Below are 19,924 nucleotides of genomic sequence, written 5' to 3'. Positions count from 1 at the left end.
TGGCATTGCCGCCGTGTGGCATCTCTGACAGCCGCTTTCACCGTGTCCATGCTCCGTCCGATCATTAGCAGAGTAAGTCGACGGTCAGTCAGGTCACTGGCGCAGCATCGAGGAAAACTGCCTGTTTCGGCTCGAACTCCGAGTTCCATTGGGCCAGGTTGGAACGAACCGTGGCCTCGTCATCCTCGCCGTAATCAGGGATCCGGTCCAGGCCCGGCACGTCACCAGTAAAGAACGCCGCGCTCTCGGCAACCAAGACAAGTTGGGCGCCTGGATGCAGCCCTGAGAGTCGAAGATCGAACAGCCGATCTGCGATGCCAATCGTGGAACCAGCAACTACCCATGCAAACCGGGGACGCGGCGACTGCCCTCCCGTCGACCACGATATCTCCCGAACGCCTCGAGCGATCAACACACCGGTATTGGCTTGCCTCAACTGCAAGGCAGTCCTCAGCTCGAACAACACTCCTACTGTCGATCGCAGCGCGTCGAAACGCACATCGAGTATTTGTGCTTCTTGTAACGCATCGTCCTCAGTGAGTGGATTCATCTCGGGCTGCGCCCCGTACCAGCGCAACCCCGGATCGGGTAGGAGTAAGTCCTCGATAGTGATCATGGCAGACCGATGTGTGCGTAAGGATCTGACGGCGCTATCACCTGGCCGGTCAACGGATTGACGGTCTGGCTCTCGCTGTTCATGTAGACAGCATAGCCGTTTGGATACGCATAGGTACCAGAGGTTGGCCCCATGATCCGAATCTGGGTAACCCGCGGATCGAGCTCAGGAGTGCCCTTCGGAATCGCGTACGTGAGGCCCTTACCACTGTCCGTGACTGTGCCGACGATGCCCTTAGGTACACCAGGGAGCTTCAGACCCCCTATCCGAATGACCTGCGGGGTAATGCCCGCGACACCGTCTGCGGCACCGGCTTCGCCCGCGGCACCCGTACGAATCGGTAAAAGTCCCATGAGCAGCTTGTCCACCGCTTGGAGCATGAGGCCACGAACTACACGAAGTTGTTCGCAGTCGCCGCTAGTGTCACTGGTCGGACAGACTTCCGGGTGGCTGCAAGGAATGTGGGCGTATCCACAGACCGGGCTCGCCACGTAGTGGCCGCTATTGCTGCTGGGGTTTTCTTGTTGAGCCGGCGGGGTTGGTTGGGCGGGTGGGCCTGCGTATCCGGGTTGCCAATCGAGGCGACTGCTGTTCACGGTGTTGCCAGGTGAGGGTTGTGGGGGTGCGGGTTGCCAGTCGACTTGGCTGCTGTTCACGGTGTGCGCGGACGGGGCCGGTGTCACTGGGTTGTACATATAGTTGCGACATTGCAGCGTGTTACAGCCAACATAGGCGGGTTCGTTACCGCCGCGGTCGATAAGGGTGGTCGGGTTGTCGAGCACGTAGGTGTACTTATTCAACGTGCCCGGACGCGCTAGAACCCCACCCCAGGTATCGGCTTGAATCCAGGCCGCGGTGCCGGGTTGGTAGTCGCGGGCCAGGTAGTGCTGTAGCCCGGCGGCGGGGTTAGTTTGCTCGGCCGTGTAACCAACCGGGGTCTGGGTCGTCGCTACCGGTAAATGCACGGCCGTAGCTTTGTCTTCTTGGCCCGGCGCCGCCTCGGTACCCGCACCGGCGTATAAGGTTCCGGCACCTGGTTCTAGCACGCCGAAGTCGGTATACGAAGACGCGCTCGTTGTGACCCCGTCCGAGCCAGCAGTGACACGCACGGTGCCTTGCCGGTCTAGGTACAACCACGACGTGTTCACGCCCGTTGTTTTCGTGGTGATTTGGTGCTCGGGTCCAAGCGGTCCGTAGACGAGGTTGCTTGACAGGCTATCGCCGCTCCAACTGATCGGTGTCACTCCGTCGTAGAACACGCGGGTGGTGGCACCGCCGAACATTGTCAGGTCTCCGGTGCCGGGGCAGCCCGGTGTGGTCCCACCGATGCCGCACCCCGTGTTGTGGGGTCCTGCGCCGGTACCGTTCTTCTTGTTCGTTTTGTCAGACACGGCCTGACCTGTTGGCAGGGACTGCGTCGCTGTGCGGCCCAGCCCGTCGTAGGTGTAGGCCGTGTTCTGCCCGTCATCACGTATCTGCGTGAGCAGGTGATTCGTGTAATCGTAGGTGTTCTTTGTTGTCACCGTGGTGGTGTCGGTGTGGCTGCTGTTTCCCTGGACTCCGCGGGTGCTAGAGGTCGTCTGGACGGTGAGGTTCCCGGCGGAATCGAAGGTGTTACTCACCACGGTCTCGGCCGGACCATCTAGGCTCAGCCCGGCAACCGGGGAGGTCGTCCGCTTCACCAGCTGATTAGCCGGGTTGAACGTAGCCGAGACTTTCACCAGCTGCCCGGTGAGACGATCCGTCTCCGTCCCGCTTGTCTGGTTACCGTTCGCGTCGTAGGAATACGTCGCTTTGGCGCCGTCGGTGCGGGTAGAGGCGGTCAGGCGTCCGAGCGGATCGTAACTGTAGCCTGTAGTCAGCGTCTTCGTCGCTGATTCCTGCACCAACTGCGTCGTGTTTCCGGCCTTATCGTAGGTGTAAGCCAGGTGCATCGGTAGGCCGTCAGCCGCCGTCAGCGCTGCCATCGGGCAGCCCGGCGTCACACCCCCGTTGCCGCAACCGGGCCCGGTCGTCACCGAGGGTGCGCTCGGGGTTGGCGTACTCGACGGGGTAGGACTCTGAGTGGGCGACGGCGTGGCAGTGGGTGTCGTTGCCGGGCAGCCTGGCGTTACTCCACCATTGCCGCAACCGTTGCCAGCACCGTTGCCGTTGCTGCTCGATGTCGAGGAGGACGTTGCGGTCGGCGACGGCGACGGCGTCGGCACCTGTGCCGTCGGGGTCGACGGCGTGAGTGTGGGCGTAGTCGGGCTGGGTGCGACCGTGGCGCCTGGGGTCGCCGTGGCATTCGGCGTTGGATCTGCGGGTGCCTGCGTGCTCGCCGTGGTCTTATTGGTTGTCACCGTGGTCCCGGTGTGTTGGATGTCAGAAACACGGCCGACGGCGTCGTATCCGTAGCTGCTCTTAGTGCCGTTAGAGTGGGTGGCGGTCGTCAGCAAACCGGAGGGGTTGTAGGCGTAGGCGCTAGTCCCGGTCTGGTCAGCGATGCTGGTGACTCGACCTGCCTTATCGAGGGTGTAGGCGACCTTGCTGCCGTCCGGGTAGGTCAGACCGGTGCGTGCCCCGCCGAGATCGTAGCTGAACGACACTGCTTCCGCGCCTGCCGTGCCTGCCTTCGTCGTCTCGGACGCCACAAGCCCGTCTGGGGTATAGGCCCATGCCGTCTTGCCGGTTGGATCAACCATGGCGGTAAGCTGCCCCGCCGCGTCATAGGTGTACGTTGCCGAGCTCACACCCTGAGGACTGACGGTGGTGATGCGGCCGTCGCCATCGCGACCGTATGACGTGGTTTTTCCGTTACCGTCGGTGACCGCTGTGGTCTGGCTAACGGCGTCGTAGCTATAGCTAGTGACGTTACCGAGCTGGTTGGTGCTCTTTGTCAGCGCGCCCAGCGGGTCATACGCGTACGCCGTGGTCCCGCCCTTCGCATCCGTGACCTTCGCGAGTCGGTTCGCCGGATCATAGGCATAGTTCGTCGTGACGTTCGCGTCCACGGTGGAGCCGCTGCCTGCCTGCGAGTTCTCGACGACCTGAGTCAGGTTCCCGTTCTTGTCGTGCCCATACGCCGTCGTCACGCCCAAAGGATTCGTGACTGCGGACAGAATCCCGGCAGCGGTGTACCTGTACCCGGTGGTCTCGCCATTCTGGTTCGACTGCGCCCCCAGCAGGTTCGTCGGCGTGTACGAAAGCGTGATGGTGCCACCACGCGGGTCGGTGACTCCGGTGATGTTTCCCACCCCGTCGTACGCGTACCGGGTGCTCGCACCCTCTCCGTCCGTCGCCGAAGTCAACTGTCCGGCCGGGTCGTAGGCAAACGACTGCGTCCGACCGGCACCGTCTGTTTTCTTCGTCACCCGCCCCGCCGGGTCGTACTGGTACGAGGTCACACCACCTGCGGGCGCGGTGACGGCAACAGCCTGGTTGAGCTTGTCGTAACCAACGGTCGTGGTATGCCCGTTAGGATCGGTGCTGCCGACCACATTCCCCGCCTTATCGTAGGCGTAGGCGGTCACTGCCCCGGTCGGGTCGGTGACCTTCACAACACGACCGGCCTTATCGTAAGCGTAGGACGTGGCTGCCTTGTTTGCATCAGTCACCTTCGTGACCCGGCCCGCAGCATCGTAGGCGTAGCTGGTCTTACCGCCTTTCGCGTCCGTGACAGTGATTGGCCGGTTCATCGTGTCATAGCCGAACGTGGTGACAGCACCGATGGCGTCGGTGACTTTCGTAACGTTCTGGTTGGCGTCGTACTCCTTCGAGGTGACGCCCCCGTTCGGGTCAGTGACCTTCGTGAGCAGACCCTCCCCGTTGTATTCGTACTTGGTCACGGCGCCGTCCGGGTTCGTCACCGAGGTGCGCCGGTACTCGGAGTCGTACCCGTACTTTGTACGCCCACCCGCAGGATCGGTGACCGTCTCGACCTGGAGCCCAGCGTTATACGTGTAACTCGTCTTGCCGCCATTCGCGTCGGTGACCGCGGTGACCTTATCGGTCGCGTTGTACGCGTAGCTGCTTGTCTTGCCGTCTGGGTTCGTCCGAGAGGTGAGATTGCCAACCGCGTCATATCCGAACGTCGAAACGCCGCCCGCAGCGTCCGTCACCGAGGTCAGCCGGTTCGCAGCGTCATAGGCAAGGGTAGTCACGCCGCCCGCAGCGTTCGTGGTGCTCCTCAGATTGCCACGTCCGTCGTAGCTGTAGCTGGTCAGGTGACCATTCGGATCTGTCCGACTCGTAAGGTTCCCCGCGTCGTCGTAGGTCGAGGCCCATGTCGCATTGTCGGGCTCAGTCACACCCGTCACGCGGCCCTTCCCATCCACCATGTAGGTGGTCACACCACCGTCTGCAGCGGTCTGCGATGACACGTCACCGTCGGAAGTGTAGGCAACCTTCGTGGAGGTCCCGTCCGGCGATGAAACCTGCACAGCCCGCCCCTGGGAGTCGTACTGATACGACGTGAGGTTGCCGTTCGCGTCCTTCTTGGTAGACGTCGACCAGTTTTGGTAGCCGGTGCTGATGGTGTGTCCGAGTGGGGTGGTGACCTTTACTACCCGGCCTTGGGTGTCCGTGGTGAAGGTGGTCTTGGCCCCGGTAGTGTCCGTATAGGTAGTCGTTCCATCGGCGTTATAGGTGATGGTAGAGGTTTTGCCGTCTCCGTTGGACTGGGCGATGACACGGCCTTGTCCGTCAAAAGTATTGTGAACATAAACGACGCCGTCCGGTGCGGTTACCGTGACCATCCTCCCAACAGTGTCGTAACTGTAAGCGGTAGCGTGGCTCAGCGGATCACTGACGCTGACCAGGTTCCCGGCCGCATCGTAAGACAGCGTCCAGTCCGCACCGTCAGGTCGGGTAACCTTGGTGACCCTGCCCTTGGCGTCGTTAGAGAAGGCGATCTTCTGCCCGCCTGGATCGGTGATCGAGGTCAGCGCGCCGAGGGAGGTGTAACTAGTTGAGGCTGCACCACTCCCACCGCTGGAACCGTCCGGGGCTACCGGCCAAGGGTTAGTTGTTCCAGGGACCGTGACCGTAGTGGTGGCGTAGTCATAAACCCACCGGTGACCGGCCCGGTCAGTCCGAGCGGTCAGCACACCCGCACCGGTGTGGGAATCCTCGGTAAAGGTCTGCTTGGACCCGTCCGGCCCCGTCAAAACCAAAGTATCCGCACTTGTTCGGGTGAGGGTGTTGAAGACGCCCGCCGGCGCCTGGTAAGAGCCGTCCAAATTGGCACTATAGGCCGTTGCTGAACCATCCGTACCGGTGATCAGGACAGACTTGTCCGTATACGTTTGGCTTCGACTATCCAATCCGGCAGACCAACCATGACCGAAACGGGAGGACCTGTTATCGAGTGAATTGTAGGTGAGTTCGATCGGGGTAGAACTACCGCCCGGACCCGAAACAGTGAACAGCTTAGCGCTCTGCAAGAAGTTACCCGTGGCAAAGTTGACCGGGTCCGCCCCATACCGCATCCAATTCCCGAACCCCAGGGAGAACAATGCTGCAAGCTGGGCAGCCGTTGGCGGGGCGGGGAAAGAAGCTTGCCCCGTACCGGTATTACCGCAAGTAATTCCCTGCGCCTGCAACTGGCGTCCGATAGCGGTCACCACCGCGTTCACCACCGGTGAATGAACACCAGAAACCACACCAATCGAGGGGGCATCGAAATTATGGTCCATGAACCCGAAGAACGTCTGTGCATACGTACTGGAAAGTGCCGCAAACTCTGGATAAGGCAGAGCCGTGCCATTCGTGGCGCCCTGATTCGGTCCACCAGCATTGGTTCGACCGGTAAACCTAGTCCATTCGTCCAATGACTTCTGCGCCAACGCGGTGTTATTGCTATAGGAAGTCGACCAACCCTGCGCGCCCCCATCAACGGAAGTACCCCACGGCGTACCAGTGAGGTCGTTCAAAGAAATTGTCATCGATACGTCCGCGCCAGACATCATTGCAGCACGCTGCGCACGAGGGACCGTGTCTTGGGAGGCATCACGGGTGATAACTACGGAAGTGTCACACAATGCTTCCAGCTTGGTCTTCACGGTCTGACTGATCGCATAAGTGATCGGTAGTTCCTTATACGTCGTTCCGCCCCAGATCGCGAAGCTGTAATTGTCATCCGGATCCAACACCACCTTGCCAGTGGGCGCAGGCGCCGCATGGGCAGTCGATACCGGGCCAACCATGCCCACGATCAAGCCGAGCCCGACCAGCACGCCCAGCATCATCCGGAAACGACGCGAGAATGACCGCGATACCCAAGCAACCATCAGTGACTCCTACCGCACAGCATCAACAACACGGACAAAACAGAAAGTACAAAACTCGCAAAAGCCAACCATCACCGACGATGGCGCTTACTTACCGCCAAACCCCGCTCATGGGGAGATAACCCACACCAGGACGTACCCAGTGATGATGCCGTCCTCGCGATGCGGGCCTAAAGCAAAGCCAAGATGACCAGCATCCTTGCCTAGTAAGGGAGAAGAACCAGTCTGCGTGCTCCCATAAGCCGCTTTAGCCTGCCCAACACCGCTCGGATCAGAACCAGCAACCCAACCCCACTGCACCGACCCACACGAAGAGGGAACGGTAGTAGGCACCGCGCCCTGATCGAACGGTCCAGCCAGCCCAGCCGCCAAAGTATCCAAACAAGCCGAATCAGCAAGAGGTTTGCGAGCAAGACCGGAACGAACACCAGCCAAGACCTTTTTCACGCCAGCCCGATCCACCACGATCGGTTGATCACTCGCCGCGACCGGAACAATAGTCCCGCGAGGCAACGACGTAACAGCAGAACCGCCACCCATCGAGGAACAAGCAGTTAGCACCGTGATCGCCAGCACCACAAAGATGCCCAGTAACGTTTCCTTCGCTCGCACAGCACCCCCAACGGAACATGAAGCTCAGCAAAAATGAAGTAAATAAAATCGATAAAGCAACAAACTGGCCTTATCGTAACGATCCTGTGACCTAAACCACAAGAACTAAGCCGTAAAAGAAGTCCTCACGTAACACAACCAGTGCGACTGGCAGGGACGCTTCAAGTAGCTCGAACACTATTCAGCCGCAAGCAATGGAGCAATAGCCCCAGAGAAACTTCCAATCACTTCCAACAAAACTTCCAATGGAGCGGATACGCCGATGCTCTGCACGCTGGCGACCTGGGCGGCTAGGCCAAGCAAAGAATCACGAGGGAATTGTTCCGGACACCACGGCGTTGCCGAGAACGTGAAGATTGAGATCTGGTCAGATATTGCCTGTCCCTGGTGCTACATTGGCAAGCGCCGTTTCGAATCGGCGCTCTCCGCTTTCGCCCACCGCGACGAAGTGCAGCTCGAGTGGAAGAGCTTCCAACTCGATCCCACCATCCCGGAGCACTACGACGGCACCGAGCTGGACTATCTGAGCAAGCGCAAGGGCATGCCCGCCGCAAGTGTGGCGCAGATGTTCGAGCACGTGAAGACGCAGGCCGCAGGCGAGGGACTGAACTACGACTTCGACACCCTGACCGTGGCCAATAGCCACCTGGGCCATGAACTGATCCACTTCGCGGCCCAGCAAGATCTTGACGGGCAGCTCGGCCTGCAGGATGCCGCCAAGGAACGGCTGCTCAAACTGCATTTCGAAGAGGGCGGAGACATTGGTGACCTGGACACCCTGGTCAGCATCGCCGTCGAACTTGGCCTAAACGCCGAGAAAGCCCGCGAGGCACTGGCCGAGCGCGACTTCGAAGAAGCCGTGGATCAAGACATCGCCGAGGCACACGCCCTGGGCATTCAGGGCGTGCCCTTCTTTGTGATCGACCGTAAATACGGCATCTCCGGCGCGCAGGGCTCCGAGGTTTTCAGCCAGACCCTCAACGAGGCCTGGGCCGAAAGTCACCCGCTGATCATGACCACTGAGAAGGGCGAAGCCTGCGGCCCGGACGGCTGCGCGATCTAGACCTATTCACCGAAACTATTTCACCGCCCCGGCGGTAAGTCCGGCCACGAAGTTCTTCTGCAAGAAGAGGAACCCAACCACCACGGGGATGCTCACCACAAGTGAGGCCGCCATGATCTGATTCCAGTACACATTGGTCTGGGTCGAATAGAGCTGGAGCCCGACGGCGAGGGTGCGGTTCTCATCGGTGGTCATCACCGAGGCAAAGAGCACCTCTCCCCAAGAGGTCATAAAGGAGTAGATCGCCACCGCGATCAGGCCCGGCCGGGCCGCTGGAATCACCACTCGCCAAAGCGCACCCATCGGTCCCGCCCCATCCACCTTGGCTGCCTCGTCGAGTTCACGCGGAATGCCATCGAAGTAACCTGCCAGCATCCAGATCGAGAACGGCAGCGAGAAGGTCAGATAGGTGATGACCAGACCAAGCCGGGTACCCACCAGCTGAATACCAAGCGTTGAGTTAATGTTCACGAAGATCAAGAACAGCGGCAGCAGGAAAAGCACACCGGGGAACATCTGAGTGGAAAGCACCGTAGTGGAGAAGAGCGTGCGGCCGAAGAATCGGTAGCGACTCATCGCATAGGCGGCGAAAATGGCGATCAGTAGGCTTACCGCGGTAGCCGAGCCCGCCACGATCAGCGAGTTCAGGAAGTAGCTGGCCAGCGGAACGGTCTGCCAGATATCGATGAAGGGCTGGATGGTCAGCGTGCTGGGCCACCAGGAGAAATCGCCCTGCACATCTCCTAGGGGCTTCAGTGCGGAGATGATCATTACGTAGACCGGCACCGCCACGAAGATGCCCAGCACAATGAGCACTGTGATCCGGAAGACTTTGCTTCCCTTGGTTTCATGCACGCTTGGACCTCCGGTTCACAATCAACAAGTAGATGCCGCTAATCAGCAGCAAGAAGAGCAGTAGCATCACGGACATCGCCGAGCCCGAACCGAAGTTCCAGGTCAGGAACGAGGCGTTGTAAATATGGAAGGAAATCAGATCTCCGGCCGGCGGCTGCGCATTGCCAAACAGCACGAAAGGGGTGTTGAAGTCGTTGAAAACCCAGAGGAACATCACCAGCAGCAGCACCATATTCACCGGGCGCAGCATCGGCAGCGTAATCGAGGTCCACTGCCGGAAGGGCTTGGCCCCATCGACCGAAGATGCTTCGTAAACCTCGGTAGGAACGGACTGCAACCCGGCCATCAGCATCAGGAAAGCGAAAGGCCACATTTTCCAGATCGCTACCACCACGACGGCGGCGAAGGCATTGTCTCCAATCAGCCAGAACGGCTTGTCCCCCGGCAGATGCAGCATGTCATAGAGGATGTAATTGATCGCACCGGTGTCCTTCTGGAACATGAATTTCCAGGTGATGATCGCCGCATAAGTGGGCAGAGCATAAGGAATCAAGAACAAGGTGCGTAAGAATCCCCGGCCAAAGAACTTACGTTGCAGGGCCACCGCCCCGGCCATTCCGAAGGACCAGGAGAACCCGACCACCAGCACGGTGAAGCCACAGGTCACCAGGAAGGATTGCAGCAGGCCCTGGCCAACAGCTCCATTGAAATCAACCGCTATCGAGTAATTTCCCAGGCCCATAAAAGGCGCACTGGACCAGTTGGCGATGAACACCTTGGTGAGTTTGAAGAAGCTGACCCAGATGCCGAAGATCATCGGGATAACGTGGATGAGCAGTTCAAAAAGGACGGCGGGGGCAAGGAGCGCATAGGGCAGCCAGCGGCCTACCTGCTTCCTCTTGCCTTGCTGCTTTGGCCCTCGTGGGGCGGCTTTTGCCGGACGCTTCACGGTTTCGGATGCGGACACAACGGACACTCTCCCTGAATCGGTGGGGCGGAGATCGTAGGGGGCGCGCCATCGCCTGCGAATATCGCTTTGACATCACTTCGATATCGCCGCGTGCAAGAGTGCGTGCAAGAGATGGAGCGCCCCCAGCGGTCTTATCCGGCCGCGGCTACCTGCTGCTGGGCGGTTTTGAGCGCTTCGCGGATCTCGTCGGCGCTCACCGTGCCGCCGGAAGCGATCTTCGCGAAGAACTGGTTCATAGCCTTGCCCACCGTGCTCTCAAACTGGTCCTCATTGGCCGTCAACGGTAGCGGCTTGGACTTATTGGAGTAGATGTCCGCGAAGGTTGCTGCCTCCTCGGCGTTATCGGTAAACACCGGCTTGGCATCCTTGAGTACCGGCAGCGAGGAGAACGGCTTACCCAGGGTGGTCTGCGTCTCCGAGCTAGTCATGAACTTCACGAACTGCAGCGCGGCATCCTTGTTCTTGGTGTTCTTGAAGACGGAGAGGTTGATCCCTGCCACGAAGCTGGCGACCTGCTGCTTCGCGCCCTGCGGTGACGGGAGGGGAACCACGCCGTAGGCATCGCTCTTCATGCCATTGGCCACGATCGAGTTATCCGCATTGTTCTGGGTCAGTGCCATCGCGACTTTGCCGGTCGCGAAGTCATTGACCACCTTGGTCGCATTGTCATACTGAACATTCGCCACATCGGCCACTTTGTCGGTCTGCATCAGGTCCAGGTACCGCTTGATTCCGTTCACCACTCCGTCTGAGTCGAAGGTCGGCTGAGCGTTCCCGTCGAAGAGCTCGGCGCCTTCCTGGGCGGAGTTAATGAAAGCGAAGTGCGCGTTCTCGGTGTAGCTACCAGCTGCCAAGGCGAATCCGTGCTTGCCCCCTGTGGTCAGCTTCTTGGCATCCGCCACCATGTCTTCCCAGGTGGTCGGCGGCTTTAAGCCAGCGGCGGTGAACATCGCCTTGTTGTAGTACAGGCCATAGGCAAAGCCGTAGAGCGGCACCGAGGTCGGCGGCTGCCCGGCCGCGCCTCCGGTATCCAGCGCGGTCTTCACGAACTTATCTGCACCGCCAATTGCCTGCATCTCGGCGTCGCCATAGGGCAAGAAGGCTCCGGTGGCTTGCAGCGAAGAAGCCCAGGTATTGCCAATATTGACCACGTCGGGCGCCTGGCCCGAGGTGACAGCGGTCTGGATTCGGGTCTGCAGATCGTTCCAGCCGATCACTTCGAGATTGACCTTGATTCCAGTCTGTTGCTCGAATTTCTGCAGCACCGGAGTCAGGGTCTGCTTGTCATTGTCCAAGCTAGTGCCCTGGTTGGAGGCCCAATAGGTCAGGGTGCCACCGCCGGAACTGCTGTTACTAGAGCTGTTCCCCCCGCAAGCGGCGGTACCGAGTGCGAGAGCTGTTATGGCCGCGAGTGCAGCAATTTTGCGAACTTTCACTTTTGACTTCCTTGTCGATGGTGTGGCGCCGGACGATCTCATCCCCATGAGTCCGCGCCAAAGTTGTACTCAACATAGAGCAACTTATGCCAATCGTCAATCAAAAGTCGGACAAATCTCGACATTTCTAGCAAAGAATTATCGAAATTAGCCGTTCAACTGTTCAGTGCCGCATCAATCCGGGCCGCTGAAAGCACGTGATCGCTAACCATCCGGCTCGCTCCAAGCACTCCTGCCTCACCTGCCGCCCTGGATTGCACAATCTGCAGCCGCGAGGTGGCCAGCGGCAGCGAGCGGCTATAAACCACCTCACGCACCCCGGCAATCAAATGCTCACCGGCGGCAGCTAGCGATCCTCCGATCACTATCACCGCTGGGTTCAGCATGCTGACACAGGTTGCCAGCACATCACCAACGTCGCGCCCGGCCTGCCGAATCGCCTGGATCGCCTGGACATTGCCCGCCCGCACCAGGGACAGCACTTCTTCACCGTCGACGGCTGGCAGCCCGGCCTTACTCAGCGCACGCGCAATAGCCGGGCCGGAGGCGATCGCCTCCAAACAACCTTCGTTGCCGCAACGGCAGAACACTCCGGAGCCACGCGGTACTCGAATGTGCCCCAAATCCCCGGCGGTGCCATCGGCCCCCCGCTGCAGTAGCCCACCGCAGACTACCCCGGACCCAATTCCGGTGGCCACCTTAACGAAAAGCAGATCCTGGGCTTCCGACCAGAAAGCCGCCCGCTCCCCCAATGCCATAATGTTCACATCGTTGTCCACTAGCACCTGCGTATCAAAGCTGCCCTGGATATACCCCGGCACATCGAAACGATCCCATCCCGGCATAATCGGGGGGTTAGTCGGCTTGCCACTGCTGTGCTCTACCGGCCCGGGCAGCCCGATCCCTATCCCGGCGAGCTCCCCGGAACTCCGCCCGGAGGCGGCCAGGAGCTGAGTAGCCAGCTCGACCATCTGATCAAGTACCACCTCCGGCCCGCCGGCGATGTCCGTACCGGCCCGCCGCTCATCAATCAGTCGGCCACTCAAATCGGTGAGTCCAACCAGCATGTGGGTGGCACCGATATCTGCGGCCAAAATCACCGCGGAGGCTGGCTTAAAGGCAACCCGCGACGGCGGCCTTCCGCCCGAGGAGAGCGCCTCACCAGCGGGACCAATCAGGCCGAGGGCGGTCAAAGCGTCCAGCCGAGCGGCCACCGTAGAACGAGCCAAGCCGGTCATTTCGGCCAATTCGGCGCGAGTCCGAGCCTGCCCGTCCCGAAAAATCTGAAAGAGCTCCCCGGCGCGGGTGAGTGTGCCCACTGGGCTACTCTGGGCGAATGAGGTGCTGCGCTGCGGCGTAGACATGAACTCAGTGATAGCACGGCAAAGCCCTGCATGTCACAAGTATTGTCGGTTTTATGTCTACTTTTGCTTGACCATTGGTAAAAGTTAACTACAGTAGATGGTGATCCACGGCTCACCCAGTAACCACAAGGAGCGACACATGACCCAGCCTTTCCAACTCCCACTTCAGCAGCTTTCGGTCCAGCTCTACTCGGTCCGTCGCCAACTGGAAGACGATCTCGCCGGAACCATTGCCAAAGTTGCTGAACTGGGGTTCCTCTCGGTGGAACCCTACAATTTCGTGGCTCTCGCCGCTCCGCTCTCCGAAGCGCTCGGCAAACACGGCTTAACCGCCCCGAGCGGGCATGCACCCTTACTCAGCTCCGATCAGGACGAAATCTTTCAAGCAGCCAAGACCCTCGGTATCGGCACCGTCATTGATCCCTTCATCCCGGAGGAACGCTGGAAGACGCGGGCCGACGTCGAACAGATTGCTGCCGGGCTGAACGCGGCTGCCGCCAAGGGCACCGAATACGGCATTACCGTTGGTTACCACAACCACTGGTGGGAGCCGGGCACCGAAATTGACGGAACCACCGCCTTGGAAGTGCTGACCGAAACCCTTGATGACGCCGTCGTGCTCGAAGTGGATACCTATTGGGCTGCGGTCTCCGGCCAGGACCCTGCAGAGCTGCTGCGCCGACTGGGCGACCGGGTGAAATTCATCCACCTCAAGGACGGGCCGCTCAGCACCGAACCCTTGGACCAGCTTCCCGCAGGGCAGGGCAAAGTAGATATCGCTGCCGTTCTCGCGGCGGTTCCAGCCCTACAGGTCGGAGTGGTGGAATTCGACGACTTCCGCGGCGACATCTTCGAGGGCCTGGCTCAGAGCCTGGCTTACCTCAAGGCTGACTCATGAGCCCGGTGGGCGTAGCCGTCATTGGCGCTGGCGTCATCAGCAAGCAGTATCTGGAGAATCTCACAGCCTTCCCGGACCTCAAGGTCCACGTGGTAGCCGATCTTTTCGAGGCCGCAGCCGCCGAGCGGGCGGCAGAATTTGGGGTTGAGAGCCACGGCGGAGTTGAGACGGCGCTGAACCACCCCGAGGTGGAGATCGTGGTCAATCTGACCATTCCAGCCGCCCACGTGGAGGTCGCCAGCGCTGCGGTGGCCGCCGGAAAGCATGTCTGGAGCGAGAAACCTTTCTCCCTGGACCGGCAAAGTGGTCTCGGCCTGCTAGCGGCAGCGGAGGTAGCCGGGCTACGTCTGGGCTGCGCTCCGGATACCTTCCTGGGTGCCGGACTGCAAACCGCGCGTCGAATGATCGAAGGTGGAGATATTGGCCAACCGCTAACCGCGCTCACTTTGTTCCAGTCCCCCGGCCCGGAATCCTGGCACCCTAATCCGGCCTTCCTCTTCCAGCAAGGCGCCGGCCCGCTTTTCGATATGGGTCCTTATTATCTGACCGCCCTGATGCAGACCTTCGGTTCCATCTCCCAGGTCGCGGCCCTTGGCTCAAAGGCTCAAACCTCGCGCGTGATCGGCTCCGGCCCGAAGGCCGGGGAAAGCTTCGAGGTGGAGGTACCCACCCATATTGGCGCGCTATTGCAGTTCGCGGAGGGCGGTTCGGCGCAGAGCACCTTCAGCTTTGACTCCCCCAAGCCGCGGATGGGCTTCGTCGAGATTACCGGCAGCGAGGCGACTATCGCGCTTCCCGATCCGAATAATTTCGACGGCGACATTAAGATCTGCGCGAAAGGTTCCGATGAGTGGACCACGGTGCCGAGTTCCGGGGCTGCCGCGGGCAGAGGGCTTGGCGTACTCGATTTGGCTCGCTCGCTGCGTGCCGATCAGCCACATCGGGCCACTGGAGCTCAGGCGTACCATGTGGTGGATGCCATGGTGGCGATTGCAGAATCCGCAGAACGCGGCGAATTCGTTCGCCTCAATTCCACGGCACCGCGCACCGAGGCCCTGCCCGAGGGCTGGGATCCCTACGCAAAGACCTTGGAAGGCTGAGCCGTGGATGCGTTAGGAGTCGCGGTCATCGGCTATGCCTTTATGGGCAAAGCCCACTCTGCTGCCTGGCGCAATGTCGGCGCAGTGTTCGACGTGCCGCGTTATGAACAGAAGGTCTTGGTGGGTCGTGATGCCACCGCCACCGCGGCTGCCGCCGAACGCTATGGCTGGGCCGAGTCGGAAACGGACTGGCGACGCGTTCTAGAGCGTGACGATATCCAGGTTGTGGATATTTGCACGCCGGGTTGGACGCATGCCGAGATCGCGATCGCCGCCCTGGCTGCGGGGAAGCATGTGCTGGTTGAGAAGCCGTTAGCCAATTCTGTTACCGAGGCTCGGAACATGGTTGAGGCTGCGGCGAGGGCTGAATCGCGTGGGGTGTTCTCCATGGTGGGTTACAACTATCGGCGGGTACCGGCTCTCGCGCTGGCTCGGGAACTCGTCGCCGCCGGCAGGCTCGGCACCATCCGCCAGGTCAAGGGCAGTTACCTGCAGGACTGGCTGGCTGATGAGAACGCCGGGATGAGTTGGCGGCTACGCAAGGAAACCGCAGGCTCGGGTGCGCTCGGCGATATCGCAAGCCACGTCGTCGACCTTATTCAGTTCGTGCTGGGCGAGAAGGTGCGTTCGGTCTCCGGCAGACTGCAGACCTTTGTGCCTTCCCGTCCGGGACCCGATGGCTTGGAGCCGGTGACGGTGGACGATGCGGCCTGGGCCACCTTGGATCTTGAGTCGGGGGCACTGGCTAGCGTTGAGGTGTCCCGGGCTGCTACCGGCCGGAAGAACGCTCTGCAATTGGAAATCTACGGCAGTCGCGGTGCCCTTCGCTTCGACCTGGAACGGCTGAACGAGCTTGAGTTCTTCGATTCCGACTTGCCGCTCGGAGAGCAAGGTTTCCGAAAGATTCTGGTCACCGAAGCTAGCCATCCGTATCTAGACGCCTGGTGGCCACCGGGTCATGTGATCGGCTGGGAGCACAGCTTCAGCCACCAGATCCGGGATTTCCTGCTCTGCATCGAAGCCGGCCGGCCGCCCTCGCCGTCCTTCGCCGAGGGTTTGCAGGTACAGACGGTGCTCGATGCGATTAGCCGATCAAGCGCCGCCCAAGGCACCCGCCAACCCCTCTAACCCCACCACCACCCCAGATCTCTACCCAGTTGTCCCACTGAATGTTACTGGTGTTGCAGATGTGACGTTTTTGAGAAGACTTCCGCCACTTCAGCACCACGCAGTGGGACAACTGGGATTGCAGGGTGGGGGTTTGATGACGGAATCGGCTAAAGTGTCTACATGCCACGTATTCTCGCCTCCAGCAACGCCGAACAGCGCGAGCTGACTCAGCGCAAGGTACTCGACGCTTTCGGGGAGCTCCTCTTCACCCATGGGCTGCCCGGTTTGACCATGACCGATGTGGCCCGGCGAGCAGGAGTGGGCAGAACCGCAATCTACAATTACTTCGCCGATCTGGAGCAGTTGCTGGTCGCCTACGCGCTCGATGAAACCGGGCGCTTCCTCACTGATTTGAAACATGAGCTGGCCGGACTGGATAATCCGGTGGATCAGCTAGCCTGCTACGTTCGAGCACAAATCGAAGATCTCTCGAAGCGCCACCTACCGCCGGGACCGGCGATGCGCTCGGTTCTCTCCGCGGAGTCTTTCGCCAAGCTCTCCGTGCACGTTGGGGAACTGAGCAAACTTTTACAAGACATCCTGCAGGCGGCGGTAGATCAGGGTTACTTGCCACGCACGGAAGTGACCGACCTGGCCCACCTAATTCACGGTTCACTGACCGCGAGCGCCTCCCGGACCACAGCAGATGAGTCAGGGATCGAGGCTGCGGTACGTTTCATCCAAGCAGGAGCCGGGGCGCGCTTCGACGCCGCGGGAAACGCTATAAAAATCACCAGCGGTGCCGCCTAAACGACTACTACTGGATCGCGTAGTCCTGAGCGAACGTCGTGATACCCGGTGCGGAGTACTCGTAATGCAAGATCGTCGAACCGCTTGCGCCGTGAGCATGTATGTAACCTGCAAAACTCAGATCGCTGCGCGAGGGCTGGGTCGAGACGCAGGTCACCGTGGTTCCAGCCGTCTGGCAGTTCCAGCCCACAGGCTGATGTACCCAATTGCCGAAGGAGGAATTGGGGTTGCCCCGCAAGCTGAAGGTCACCTTAGCGGGACCGAGCGATGCCGATCCGGAGGCGGAAAAACTTACCGTGGTCAGATGGTTCGGCCGTGATCCAGAACCATTGGCCGTGCCGGTTATCGTGGTAGCAGCAGCCGGCGTAGTAGGAACCACTATCGGAGCCGTGGGAGTTTTGGTGGCAGCCGGCGGAGTCGTGGCTTGGGCTGCCGGTTCAGACGGAGCCGACGACGGGGAGTTCGTCGCCGTAGGCTGCGAAGAGCTGGCCGCAGTAGGCTGCGGAGAACTGGTCGGCGCGCTACTTGGCTGAGCTGGGGTCTGCGCGGTCGCGATCGGCAACTGCGCAGGTGCCGATGTGGGGGCGCTTGCACCGGCGGATATCTCCGAGGCCTGACTTCCCATGGAGGAGGACGGAGAAGCCTGCGCAGAGGACTTCTGCGAAGCAGTCTGCACCTGGGAGACCGAGATCCCCACCGGCTCGTCCGCTTGCGGGGTGGGCTCCTTCCAGGCACCAAAACCGGAAGTGGCCACGGCGGTGGTGGCTACGGCGGCTGAAATTACCACTCCCGCGGCAGTGGTAAGAGCGAAAGCTCCGAGGCCGTGTAGCTGAGACACCCCTGCACTAGCCATGCTCTTAACCGGCGCCCAAGCGAGCGCCAGTTTCCCGGCTCCTGCCGCAGCGGGGGAAAGGCTGAGCCATTCGGCGAAGCCGAAGCCCACCACGCCAGGCAGCACGAAGGCTTTCATGGCGGCACCAACATCGCTTAGATCGAGCAGGGCCGCGGTGCAACGGAGACAATCATCCAGATGCGCCTTTACCTCTAGCCGACTCGAACGGCGCAAGGTGTGCATGGCATAAGCGCCGAGCTTGGAAGCATAGGGCGAGCAAGGATCGCTCTCGGTGGTCTGCCGGACATGGTTTTGCAAATATTCCTTGCGCAGACCATCCCGGGCTCGCAGCGCCAAGGCGGAAACAGCATTCGCAGACAAGCCCAGCAACGGCGCTGCCGCCGCGGGCTTCATCCCCTCAATGTCCAGGTACCAAAGCACCGCCTGCCACCGTTCGGGCAGGCTCTTGAAGGCGTGAGAAACCGCGTCGTTCTCGAACTCGGCAAGCACCGTATCTTGGGACTGTACGGGCTGATCGAGTAGTAACTCGTCATCCGTTGCGGCCACCCTTCCGGCAGCAACATTTCGGCGCCGGGCAACCCTGGTGATAACGGTTAGCAAATAGGCTCTGAAGAAGGAATCCGGGCCCTTCCCCTCCCGCAAGGACTGGAAAACTGAGGAGAAGGCTTCTGATACAGCGTCTTCAGCATCTGAAGCATTATCAGAATTTTTACGCGCAACAAGGAGCGCCACCCCTTGGTGACGTTGGAACAATATTTCGAATGCTTCGGTGTCCCCGCCGCGAACCCTGGCTATCAGTTCGCCGTCCCCTACCGTTTCGGTAAGTTGAGACCCGCCCAAGCGACCCTTTTCCTCCTGCATAAACCTGCTCCCCAAACTCTGCTCTCTGATCAAGCGAGCCTCTCTCTAGTGTGCCGCTGAAAGTGCAGTCAAGCAAACAGGTGGGCATCAGCGGCGCATCTTAGCAAGAATTCGATTGCTAGAGCCGCTAAAACGCACTTTTCGATCAACAAGTAATTCGTCCTCTCACAGCTACTGCAAGGCTCGGTAAAAAGCCATTCTCAAACGCCGTCACGATCCGTGGCACTGGAACACTTAATGAATATGGAACTTGTCGACCAATACAGCCCGGTGCCCCGTGGAGTGATCTCCCGGCAAATGCTCCGACGCTGGCGGACTATCAGCAGTCGCGCGCACTGGAGGGTCGCCCAAGACTGGTGGATGCCGGAAGTTGAGCAAGTAATCGATCAGGGCTGGCAAGGAGCCTCACTCCTTGACTCCGCGAGGCAACTTGGGGCTGCGCGCTGCCGACAGGGCGTTGGGGTCACGGAGGCACTCATCGACTTCCGTTGCTATTTCAAGGCGAGCCTAAGACACCCCAACCTGAATGCCATTCAGGCCTTCGTCGAGGGCTGGGTTACTCAGACCGAAGAAACTGATCCATTCTCCTGCACCGACCCGGTAACTGGGCTCGGCACCAAAGCACATTTCTCCAGGATGCTCTACGACTTACAGCTTGCCGGGGACACGGCACCGATCGTACTGGCCGCGCTCACCCTGTCACCGAAGTACGACAAGGTGGAACCACTAACTTGGACTCAGCTGACCGTTCTCGGCTCGATTTTCCTGGAGGTTTTCCGCGGCATCGAAGCCACCATGATGTACGAGGGCAGCACGGTATACATCCTGGCTCCGAAATCACCGGATTTTTTTGCGGCGCTACTTAACTGCCAGGCAAAAATATCGATTTCCCTGAAGTTCCAGAATTTTCATAGCAAGTTGACCTGCGAGCCACTTCCGCAGCAGGAAGCGAATTTTCAGCAGTTACTGAACAGTATGCATCGCTGAAAATTGGGGCAGCGATCAAAGTTAAAAAAGAAATTTCCGTGGATGCCGTCATGAATTGCCGGTAACTCACACTCAACAAATGAACGGTCTTCAGGGGGCCGTTCATGCGGTTCGGCAGAA

The 19,924-nt window shown here is 60.1% G+C and carries 14 protein-coding genes; 6 read left to right on the top strand and 8 right to left on the bottom strand.

Annotated elements, in window-relative coordinates; translation table 11 throughout:
• Positions 1 to 88: 88 nt before the first annotated feature.
• The 3 genes from FHU41_RS12275 to FHU41_RS12265 form a co-directional block, all read right to left on the bottom strand.
• Positions 89 to 616: a hypothetical protein gene (locus tag FHU41_RS12275; RefSeq protein ID WP_179389924.1), complete on the bottom strand. Its 528-nt coding sequence runs from the start codon at positions 614 to 616 to the stop codon at positions 89 to 91.
• A complete protein-coding gene (locus FHU41_RS12270) occupies positions 613 to 6,885 on the bottom strand; it encodes a DUF6531 domain-containing protein (protein ID WP_179389923.1) in 6,273 nt (2,090 codons plus the stop codon). The genes FHU41_RS12275 and FHU41_RS12270 overlap by 4 nt, the downstream gene beginning before the upstream one ends.
• 108 nt (positions 6,886 to 6,993) lie before the next feature.
• Complete coding sequence (locus FHU41_RS12265; protein WP_179389922.1) at positions 6,994 to 7,497, bottom strand: hypothetical protein; 504 nt, start codon at positions 7,495 to 7,497, stop codon at positions 6,994 to 6,996.
• A 349-nt stretch (positions 7,498 to 7,846) separates the two neighbouring features.
• Between FHU41_RS12265 and FHU41_RS12260 the strand changes: the two genes are divergently transcribed.
• Positions 7,847 to 8,560 carry a DsbA family protein gene (locus FHU41_RS12260; protein WP_179390443.1) on the top strand — a complete coding sequence of 238 codons (714 nt, stop codon included), beginning with the start codon at positions 7,847 to 7,849 and terminating at the stop codon, positions 8,558 to 8,560.
• Positions 8,561 to 8,575: 15 nt separating this feature from the next.
• Here the strand turns inward: FHU41_RS12260 and FHU41_RS12255 are convergent, their stop codons facing one another.
• The 4 genes from FHU41_RS12255 to FHU41_RS12240 all read right to left on the bottom strand — a co-directional run bounded on the left by FHU41_RS12255 (position 8,576) and on the right by FHU41_RS12240 (position 13,185).
• Positions 8,576 to 9,415 carry an ABC transporter permease subunit gene (locus FHU41_RS12255; RefSeq protein WP_179389921.1) on the bottom strand — a complete coding sequence of 280 codons (840 nt, stop codon included), beginning with the start codon at positions 9,413 to 9,415 and terminating at the stop codon, positions 8,576 to 8,578.
• Entirely contained in the window at positions 9,408 to 10,382 is a 975-nt protein-coding gene (locus FHU41_RS12250; RefSeq protein ID WP_179389920.1) for an ABC transporter permease subunit, read from the bottom strand. The genes FHU41_RS12255 and FHU41_RS12250 overlap by 8 nt, the downstream gene beginning before the upstream one ends.
• 134 nt (positions 10,383 to 10,516) lie before the next feature.
• Complete coding sequence (locus FHU41_RS12245; RefSeq protein WP_343046325.1) at positions 10,517 to 11,821, bottom strand: ABC transporter substrate-binding protein; 1,305 nt, start codon at positions 11,819 to 11,821, stop codon at positions 10,517 to 10,519.
• 155 nt (positions 11,822 to 11,976) lie between these two features.
• Complete coding sequence (locus tag FHU41_RS12240; RefSeq protein ID WP_179389918.1) at positions 11,977 to 13,185, bottom strand: ROK family transcriptional regulator; 1,209 nt, start codon at positions 13,183 to 13,185, stop codon at positions 11,977 to 11,979.
• Positions 13,186 to 13,324: 139 nt separating this feature from the next.
• Here FHU41_RS12240 and FHU41_RS12235 point away from each other — a divergent pair, with 139 nt between their 5' ends.
• The 4 genes from FHU41_RS12235 (at position 13,325) to FHU41_RS12220 (ending at position 17,103) form a co-directional block, all read left to right on the top strand.
• Positions 13,325 to 14,083 (top strand): sugar phosphate isomerase/epimerase family protein, encoded by a 759-nt coding sequence (locus FHU41_RS12235; protein ID WP_179389917.1) that lies wholly within the window; start codon positions 13,325 to 13,327, stop codon positions 14,081 to 14,083.
• Positions 14,080 to 15,183, top strand: a complete 1,104-nt coding sequence (locus tag FHU41_RS12230) for a Gfo/Idh/MocA family protein (protein WP_179389916.1) — start codon at positions 14,080 to 14,082, stop codon at positions 15,181 to 15,183. The genes FHU41_RS12235 and FHU41_RS12230 overlap by 4 nt, the downstream gene beginning before the upstream one ends.
• A 3-nt stretch (positions 15,184 to 15,186) precedes the next feature.
• Positions 15,187 to 16,311, top strand: a complete 1,125-nt coding sequence (locus tag FHU41_RS12225; protein WP_343046324.1) for a Gfo/Idh/MocA family protein — start codon at positions 15,187 to 15,189, stop codon at positions 16,309 to 16,311.
• A gap of 162 nt (positions 16,312 to 16,473) precedes the next feature.
• Entirely contained in the window at positions 16,474 to 17,103 is a 630-nt protein-coding gene (locus FHU41_RS12220) for a TetR/AcrR family transcriptional regulator (RefSeq protein WP_179389915.1), read from the top strand.
• A gap of 7 nt (positions 17,104 to 17,110) precedes the next feature.
• Here the strand turns inward: FHU41_RS12220 and FHU41_RS12215 are convergent, their stop codons facing one another.
• Entirely contained in the window at positions 17,111 to 18,817 is a 1,707-nt protein-coding gene (locus FHU41_RS12215; protein ID WP_179389914.1) for a sigma-70 family RNA polymerase sigma factor, read from the bottom strand.
• 237 nt (positions 18,818 to 19,054) lie between these two features.
• On the opposite strand from FHU41_RS12215, the gene FHU41_RS12210 reads away from it, so the two are divergent.
• Positions 19,055 to 19,804, top strand: coding sequence for a hypothetical protein (locus tag FHU41_RS12210; protein WP_179389913.1), 750 nt, complete (start codon positions 19,055 to 19,057; stop codon positions 19,802 to 19,804).
• The last annotated feature ends 120 nt before the right edge of the window (positions 19,805 to 19,924 follow it).

This window comes from Psychromicrobium silvestre, assembly GCF_013408295.1.
In the GTDB taxonomy this organism is placed as follows: Bacteria; Actinomycetota; Actinomycetes; order Actinomycetales; family Micrococcaceae; genus Renibacterium; species Renibacterium silvestre.
Note: the sequence above shows the minus strand (reverse complement) of the source record. Positions and strands in the feature narration are given on the sequence as shown.

Excerpts from the sequence above, each read along its gene's own strand:
- FHU41_RS12275 (WP_179389924.1), bottom strand. The coding sequence starts at position 616 with ATGATCACTATCGAGGACTTACTCCTACCCGATCCGGGGTTGCGCTGG.
- FHU41_RS12270 (WP_179389923.1), bottom strand. The coding sequence starts at position 6,885 with ATGGTTGCTTGGGTATCGCGGTCATTCTCGCGTCGTTTCCGGATGATG.
- FHU41_RS12240 (WP_179389918.1), bottom strand. The coding sequence starts at position 13,185 with ATGTCTACGCCGCAGCGCAGCACCTCATTCGCCCAGAGTAGCCCAGTG.
- FHU41_RS12235 (WP_179389917.1), top strand. The coding sequence starts at position 13,325 with ATGACCCAGCCTTTCCAACTCCCACTTCAGCAGCTTTCGGTCCAGCTC.
- FHU41_RS12230 (WP_179389916.1), top strand. The coding sequence starts at position 14,080 with ATGAGCCCGGTGGGCGTAGCCGTCATTGGCGCTGGCGTCATCAGCAAG.
- FHU41_RS12220 (WP_179389915.1), top strand. The coding sequence starts at position 16,474 with ATGCCACGTATTCTCGCCTCCAGCAACGCCGAACAGCGCGAGCTGACT.
- FHU41_RS12215 (WP_179389914.1), bottom strand. The coding sequence starts at position 18,817 with ATGCAGGAGGAAAAGGGTCGCTTGGGCGGGTCTCAACTTACCGAAACG.
- FHU41_RS12210 (WP_179389913.1), top strand. The coding sequence starts at position 19,055 with ATGAATATGGAACTTGTCGACCAATACAGCCCGGTGCCCCGTGGAGTG.